Below are 6389 nucleotides of genomic sequence, written 5' to 3'. Positions count from 1 at the left end.
TAGCTGTGGCTCTGGTGCAGGTGCCTCAAGCTGTGGTTCTGGTGCAGGTGCCTCAAGCTGTGGTTCTGGTGCAGGTGCCTCAAGCTGTGGTTCTGGTGTCGGTTCAGGTGTTGGTTCAGGTGTTGGTTCAGGTGTTGGTTCAGGTGTTGGTTCAGGTGTTGGTTCAGGTGTTGGTTCAGGTTCTGGTGTCGGTTCAGACTCAGAATTAATTCTAGAGTCAAATTCAGATAGAATGTCTTCTGCGTCTTTAGATTTTTTATTGCTGCTCAATTTCAAATTCCTGTAATAGCAAATTTCTCTCTCGCTTTTATTTAATTTTTAAGGTGTTTTCCTTGCATATAGTCCTCAAATAATTTTTCAAGATCGTCATCACTACCAATTTTCTTGATGTGTTCAACTAGATCAGGTTCTTCAATTTCATAACAATTCATTATATCTTGGGAATCTTTGAATACCAACATGGCTTTATCTTTGTATATGCAATGGTAAAGTTTTTCTTTTTCCATTTTTTCAGGTTTGAACTTTATCCCGTTTTCATCTACAGACACAGGATATTCCATGAAAATACTAAATCAAATCAGTATTTAATCAATACACAAAACAGTAATAATCAAAATAGTTCTAAACAATATTGGAAACCAGAGTAGTTTTCCACATAGATTTTGATTATTTTTATGCCCAATGTGAAGAAACAAGATCTCCAGAATTAAAATCAAAACCTGTATGTGTTTGTGTTTTTTCAGACAGAGGAGGAGACAGTGGAGCCATTGCAACTGCAAATTATACAGCTAGAAAATACGGAGTCAAATCAGGAATTCCAATTGCATTTGCTAAAAAAAGATTAGAAGGTAGAAATGATGCAGTATTTTTACCAGTAGATTTTGATTTTTACTCAGAAATGTCTGAAAAAGCCATGAAAATTATGAAGGAAAGTGCAAACATATTCGAATATGTAGGTAGAGATGAAGCTTATTTGGATGTAACAGAAAGAGTTCAAGGAGATTTTAAAAAAGCATTTCATTTAGCACAACAAATTAAAAATTCCATTCGTGATAAAATCAAACTAAGTTGTTCAATTGGAATTTCACCCAACAAATTAATTTCAAAAATTGCATCGGACTTTCAAAAACCAGATGGACTAACAGTAGTGTCTCCAGAAAAAGTTGAAGCGTTCTTAGACGGATTAAAAATCAGAGTGATACCAGGAATTGGTAAAAAAACAGAAGAAAAGTTTTCTGAAATGAAGTTAGAAACAATTCAAGATTTAAAAAAAATTGACATATTTACTTTGAACAAACATTTTGGAAGAAAAACAGGATCCTATATCTACAATTCAGTTAGAGGCATAGACAATGATCCAGTAAAGAAACGTGAAGCTAGAATTCAATACAGTAAAATTACTACATTGAAAAAAGATTCAAAAGATTATGATTTTTTGTCAGAAAATATTTCAGAATTATGTAAAGAAGTACATGACATAGTTAAAAAAAATAATCAAATGTTCAAATCAGTTGGGATTCATTTTGTAGAGTCAGATTTATCGAATAAATCAAAATCAAGGATGCTCAGAAGTCCAACATCAAGTATTGTGGAATTACAAAAAACTGCAGACATATTACTAAAAGAAGCACTAGAAACTCAAACTGCGACAATCAGAAGAATAGGAGTTAAAGTTTCAGAGCTTTCTGAGGTTCAAGGACAAAGCGATATTACATCGTATTTTTAAAATCAAATTATTTTTCTGAATTTTTCAGACGCCTTGATTCTATTACAACCACAGCTAAAATGAAAGCAAATAACCAAGGCAAAAACATTATCTCACCTGCAATTTTATGGTATTCTTCCCAGGCTACAGGATCGGTTGTTACTTTGAGGGCATACCAAGATAATGAAAAAATTCTAATTAAGTTTACAGTAATTGTTCCAATAATTCCTAAAATAAAATAAATCGTCTTTCGGGTTCGTGGAATATTTAGTTTTAACATGAATGCACCAATTACTAATGAAAATATGATAATGCTATGAACCCCAGCTGATGGCCAAAATACTTGAAGGGCCATCGAACCATGATCACCACGCAAAAACATCACATTGTCACGCGCTACTGCAGTTCCAAGATCAAGCACCGTTACTAACCATACATTTGCCTGAACAAAATATGGAACTATGTATTGTAAAGGACCAAGTGTATCATATGGAAAAAATGCATCAAGTGAAAGAATGATTGCAGTTCCTGTTAGAAATATGGGACCTGCAGGAGCAATTCTAATCCAACGTTTTCCAAAAAAGATACTCAATGCAGCAACAACAAAGATTGCCATTATAACAAAATCCCACAGCCAAGTCCAAGAATAAATTAATTGGACATCAAATAATTCTGCAGATTCAACAATATATTCTCGCAATCCATGTTCTAATGAAATGAGATAGACAATAGTTGCAAGAGCCATTGGAATAACAGATAGTAGTCTTTTCTTAGAAATCACAATTTTTAGTCCAATCAATTCAGCAACAACAAAAATTAAAGCAAAAAAGTACCCTCCACGTCCTTCATTCCAGCTCCAAGCTATAGAATCAGGAAACGCAATAATTGAAAAAAGAATTGGACTTGAAATGATCAGAATTCCAAAAATTAAATTCCAATTCTGCATTAAAATAGATCTAAAACAGGCAAATAAATATCTCAACTTTATTCACATCAAAAAGGAATTGAAAATAGACATCCTAGTCAGTCTTCGACATCATCTATTTCGTCAGCCTCTGGATCCCTTCTACTAGACCTTTGGAATATAGATAAATGTCACAATAAAAGTTATGAATACTACATACATTCCAAAGTTGCAAAAGTTTGTCCAATAGGTAATTTCTAATCCATTACTAGTTAGATTTTAAATTACATTCGATTTTCAGGGATTTTGTAGTTGTAAAATAAGTAATTGTCAAAATTCCAATCGCAATAATTCTGATTGGAATTTCATAGCTAGTCAAAAAAGCTGTGGCAGTGGCCCCAACCGAACCAAATGTAGAAATGACAGCAAATCCGATCGGACCACAACTACATGCTCCTGCAATTGCACCAACAACAGACCCAAGCAATCCTCCACCCATCTTCTGTTTTGATTTTTTAAGAAAATTTATTCTGAATATATTCATAGGAAGGACTAATGCAGACAATGTGGTTATCATCACAATAAGTGCAAATCCTAATTCAGTTCCAGATGGAATATGACCAACAACATAAGGTTCTATGAAAATATATTCAGATAAAATCAACAAACCAATCAACATGGATGAGAAAATCGCCAATGAAAGAACAAGATATTTCGGGTCAGAAAATATTAAAATGATTGACGATGTCATTAGATCATAGTATCCAAAATCTGTTTGAATACAGAGTAGGGTTGTGCACCACCAAGTTGTTGTTGTCCATCAGGTCCAACAATAAAGAATCCAGGAGTTCCTCTAACATCATGATCTCTTGCCTGTTGAATATTATACTGAACACGTTTTACATATTTCCCAGAATCAAGGCAACTTTCAAACAAATCCATATCCAATCCCAAGTTACTTGCAAATGCCTTTAATCTCTCAGAATTTGCCCATCCTCCATCAATTTGAGGTTCTTGAAAATTGTATAAAGTGTCATGATACTCCCAATACATTCCTTGATCTTCTGCACAGTACGATGCTTGTGAGGCTTTTTGAGAATCACGACCTAAAAAAGCCAAATCTACAAAAACCAAATTTGCCTTTCCAGTTTCAATATAATTTTGAAATATTGTTGGTTTGGTGTTATGAAACCAATTATAACATTGATGACATTGATAATCCCCAAATTCAACAATAGTGATTGGAGCAGAAGGGTCTCCTAAAATGGGCGACCCCATAGCAGTAGAGATGGTTCCATGAGTCCTACTCATATCCAAATTAACAGTCTCATTAGAGGTAGAAAGAGAAGAAACTATACCTATAATGATTCCAATAACAATAACACCTATCACTACACCTTTTTTATTCATATTCCAAATCAGACAAAATAGGTTAAAAAAACTTATTCCAAATTACGTGAAGATTTTCTCTTAAACAAATTCACGAGTTTTGCAATGATAGTATCTATAGGACAAACATCACATGGAATACTTGAAGAATGACTATCAAAATGATTTTCAAACTTTTCACGAGATTCAAAAATTAGATCACATTTTTCACAATATACCTTTGTGACATGATTTTTAGATGATTTTCCCACAAAGATTTCGGGTAATTAGTGCTTATAAAGATCCTGTTGAAAATCAACATATGGGAAAAATATCGGACAGATGCGTAACAGGATTTTTTATTGTAACATTAGGAATATTGTGGTATTGTACAAAATGTTTTGTAAAACCAACCCAATACAAAATAATCATTTATGATATTTTAGGAAATCAAGTAAACATAGACGGAGTGAGAACAAGTTTCAAGACATTCAAAGTTGCAAATAATTTTATCTCAGAATACCGAAATCGATTTTCTCAATATGAATTCTCAATGTCATCTGAAATGCCTATAGTCAAAAGAAACTGGTTGCTTGAAAATTTAAAAAAAATTAGATATAGTGGATTTTCATATGAGTATCTAATTCAACTTGGTATTGAGTAACAAAACCGCAATGGGTGCAAGAAAACATTTCATGTTCTGATTCAGAAGCAATCCTCTCAATTACTTTTCCAGAAATAGAGGTGATGTTAATTACATCATTGTTAGAAATGACTGCAAAGTTACGTCCCTCGTCTATAGAATCTAAAAATTCTTTTATCGCAGAAATCACTTCAGATGTGTCAATAATTTCATCATCGTCAAAGGAGGACAAGGTAAATTGATGGTTTTTTAAAGTTGGAATTGCAGCGACTTGATCTGCAACATAAACAAGTAAATCATTTTTAATTGATATGACATCTCTGCAATCAATTGTAAGCATATAGTGTTACAACTAGAACAATATTTTAGTCTAACATCAATTTGAAAATGATTATTATGGATTAATTTTGTCAGGTAAATTAATGGGGGATTCAGAAACATTTGGAATTGAAAAAGGCCATGGGGAAGAAGTTGTTTCATGGTTAAATGAACAGGCTAAATTACACTCAATGAAATTTGAAGCGAGATTGTACGGATATAATGTATCTACCAAAAATTTTGGAGATTTTGAAATGTTTTCATGGATCGGGGATGTTCAAAGTGCAAGAAAGATGGTAATTAAAGCAAGTAAAAGATTCAAAGTGAAAGTAATTGAGGGTGGTTACAAACCCAAAGAGAAAATTCTCAAAATGAAGAAATTTGATTTTGCAAAAGTGAAAAAAGGAGACAAAACAATAGGACAGCTAGAATTTGTGGCACCTAGATTTGGAAATAAACATTGGGAGATTCAAAATGAAGAACGCCATTAAACCAACATTAACGGAGAAATACATTTGCAAAAAATAGGAATTATAGGATTAGGAATGTTGGGAAATGCAGTAGCAATACATTTGATAGACTTGGGTTTTAAAATTACATCTTATAATAGAACTAAAGAAAAAACAAGGGAATTAAAAGAAAAAGGAGCAACCATCGTAGAATCACCAAAAGAAGTTGCAGAAAATTCAGAGTTAGTTATAATCATAGTAAAAGATGCAAATGCAGTAAAACAAGTGTCATTTGAAAAAAATGGAATCATCGAAGGCAATCATGAAAAACTTATTGTAGCAGACATGAGCACAATAGATCCGTTAGAATCAAAAGAAATTTCACATAAATTTCATGAATTTAACATTGAAAAATTAGACATACCAGTAATGGGAGGTCCAAACGTTGCAATAACAGGAGATTTGGTTATGATGGCATCAGGAAATAAAGAGAGTTTTGAAAAATGTGAAAAAGTTTTCAATTCAATTGCAAACAAAGTATTTTTTCTAGGAGAGAGTGGAATTGCCCATTCTGTCAAATTAGCAATGAATCTTCAAATCACCATGCTTGCATTGGCATTATCTGAAGGGATCACATTGGTGAAAAAATCAGGAGTAGATCCAAAAATATTTCTGGAGATTTTGAATTCAACATATTTTAAAACAGGAATGAGTGAAAAAAAGGCATACAAAATGATAGATGGGAAATATGATACTACATTCACACTATCTAATCTAAAAAAAGACATCACTACGATGACAAATACCGCCAAATCCTTAGGAATTAATCTGCCAATGATCACCAAAGCAGAAGAAGTATATGAAAATGCAGTCAGAGAAGGCTTTGGAGAAATAGACTATACAGGAATCATAGAATATATCAAAAAACCAATGAATAGAACAAGCAAAAATCACGAATAGTATTTAGCAAAAATTCTATAAGTTAGAAGAATATTAGAAAAG

10 protein-coding genes are annotated in these 6389 nt (G+C 32.7%); 5 read left to right on the top strand and 5 right to left on the bottom strand.

The window, feature by feature from the left end; genetic code table 11:
• Nucleotides 1-286: hypothetical protein (locus tag OEW78_RS04025; RefSeq protein ID WP_300324430.1), on the top strand; the 286-nt coding region annotated here is incomplete at its 5' end.
• Between the two features lie 25 nt (nt 287-311).
• On the opposite strand, the gene OEW78_RS04020 is transcribed toward OEW78_RS04025, so the two are convergent.
• Entirely contained in the window at nt 312-560 is a 249-nt protein-coding gene (locus OEW78_RS04020) for a hypothetical protein (RefSeq protein ID WP_300324427.1), read from the bottom strand.
• 71 nt (nt 561-631) lie between these two features.
• Between OEW78_RS04020 and dinB the strand changes: the two genes are divergently transcribed.
• Nucleotides 632-1726 (top strand): DNA polymerase IV, encoded by a 1095-nt coding sequence (gene dinB / locus OEW78_RS04015; RefSeq protein WP_300324424.1) that lies wholly within the window; start codon nt 632-634, stop codon nt 1724-1726.
• Nucleotides 1727-1733: 7 nt separating this feature from the next.
• On the opposite strand, the gene artG is transcribed toward dinB, so the two are convergent.
• The 3 genes from artG to OEW78_RS04000 form a co-directional block, all read right to left on the bottom strand.
• On the bottom strand, nt 1734-2651 hold the full coding sequence (gene artG, locus OEW78_RS04010) for a thaumarchaeosortase (RefSeq protein ID WP_300324421.1): 918 nt from the start codon (nt 2649-2651) through the stop codon (nt 1734-1736).
• 226 nt (nt 2652-2877) lie between these two features.
• Entirely contained in the window at nt 2878-3360 is a 483-nt protein-coding gene (locus OEW78_RS04005; protein WP_300324418.1) for a hypothetical protein, read from the bottom strand.
• Entirely contained in the window at nt 3360-4019 is a 660-nt protein-coding gene (locus tag OEW78_RS04000) for a DsbA family protein (protein WP_300324415.1), read from the bottom strand. Before OEW78_RS04000 ends, OEW78_RS04005 begins: the two co-directional genes overlap by 1 nt.
• A 280-nt stretch (nt 4020-4299) precedes the next feature.
• Between OEW78_RS04000 and OEW78_RS03995 the strand changes: the two genes are divergently transcribed.
• Nucleotides 4300-4641 carry a hypothetical protein gene (locus tag OEW78_RS03995; protein ID WP_300324412.1) on the top strand — a complete coding sequence of 114 codons (342 nt, stop codon included), beginning with the start codon at nt 4300-4302 and terminating at the stop codon, nt 4639-4641.
• Here the strand turns inward: OEW78_RS03995 and OEW78_RS03990 are convergent.
• On the bottom strand, nt 4589-4960 hold the full coding sequence (locus OEW78_RS03990) for a C2H2-type zinc finger protein (RefSeq protein WP_300324409.1): 372 nt from the start codon (nt 4958-4960) through the stop codon (nt 4589-4591). The genes OEW78_RS03995 and OEW78_RS03990 overlap by 53 nt on opposite strands.
• A gap of 82 nt (nt 4961-5042) precedes the next feature.
• Here OEW78_RS03990 and OEW78_RS03985 point away from each other — a divergent pair, with 82 nt between their 5' ends.
• Both OEW78_RS03985 and OEW78_RS03980 read left to right on the top strand, forming a co-directional pair.
• A complete protein-coding gene (locus OEW78_RS03985) occupies nt 5043-5429 on the top strand; it encodes a hypothetical protein (RefSeq protein WP_300324406.1) in 387 nt (128 codons plus the stop codon).
• Nucleotides 5430-5453: 24 nt separating this feature from the next.
• Entirely contained in the window at nt 5454-6347 is an 894-nt protein-coding gene (locus OEW78_RS03980) for an NAD(P)-dependent oxidoreductase (RefSeq protein WP_300324403.1), read from the top strand.
• The last annotated feature ends 42 nt before the right edge of the window (nt 6348-6389 follow it).

It is taken from the genome of Candidatus Nitrosopumilus sp. (assembly GCF_029882185.1).
GTDB lineage: Archaea > Thermoproteota > Nitrososphaeria > Nitrososphaerales > Nitrosopumilaceae > Nitrosopumilus.
Note: the sequence above shows the minus strand (reverse complement) of the source record. Positions and strands in the feature narration are given on the sequence as shown.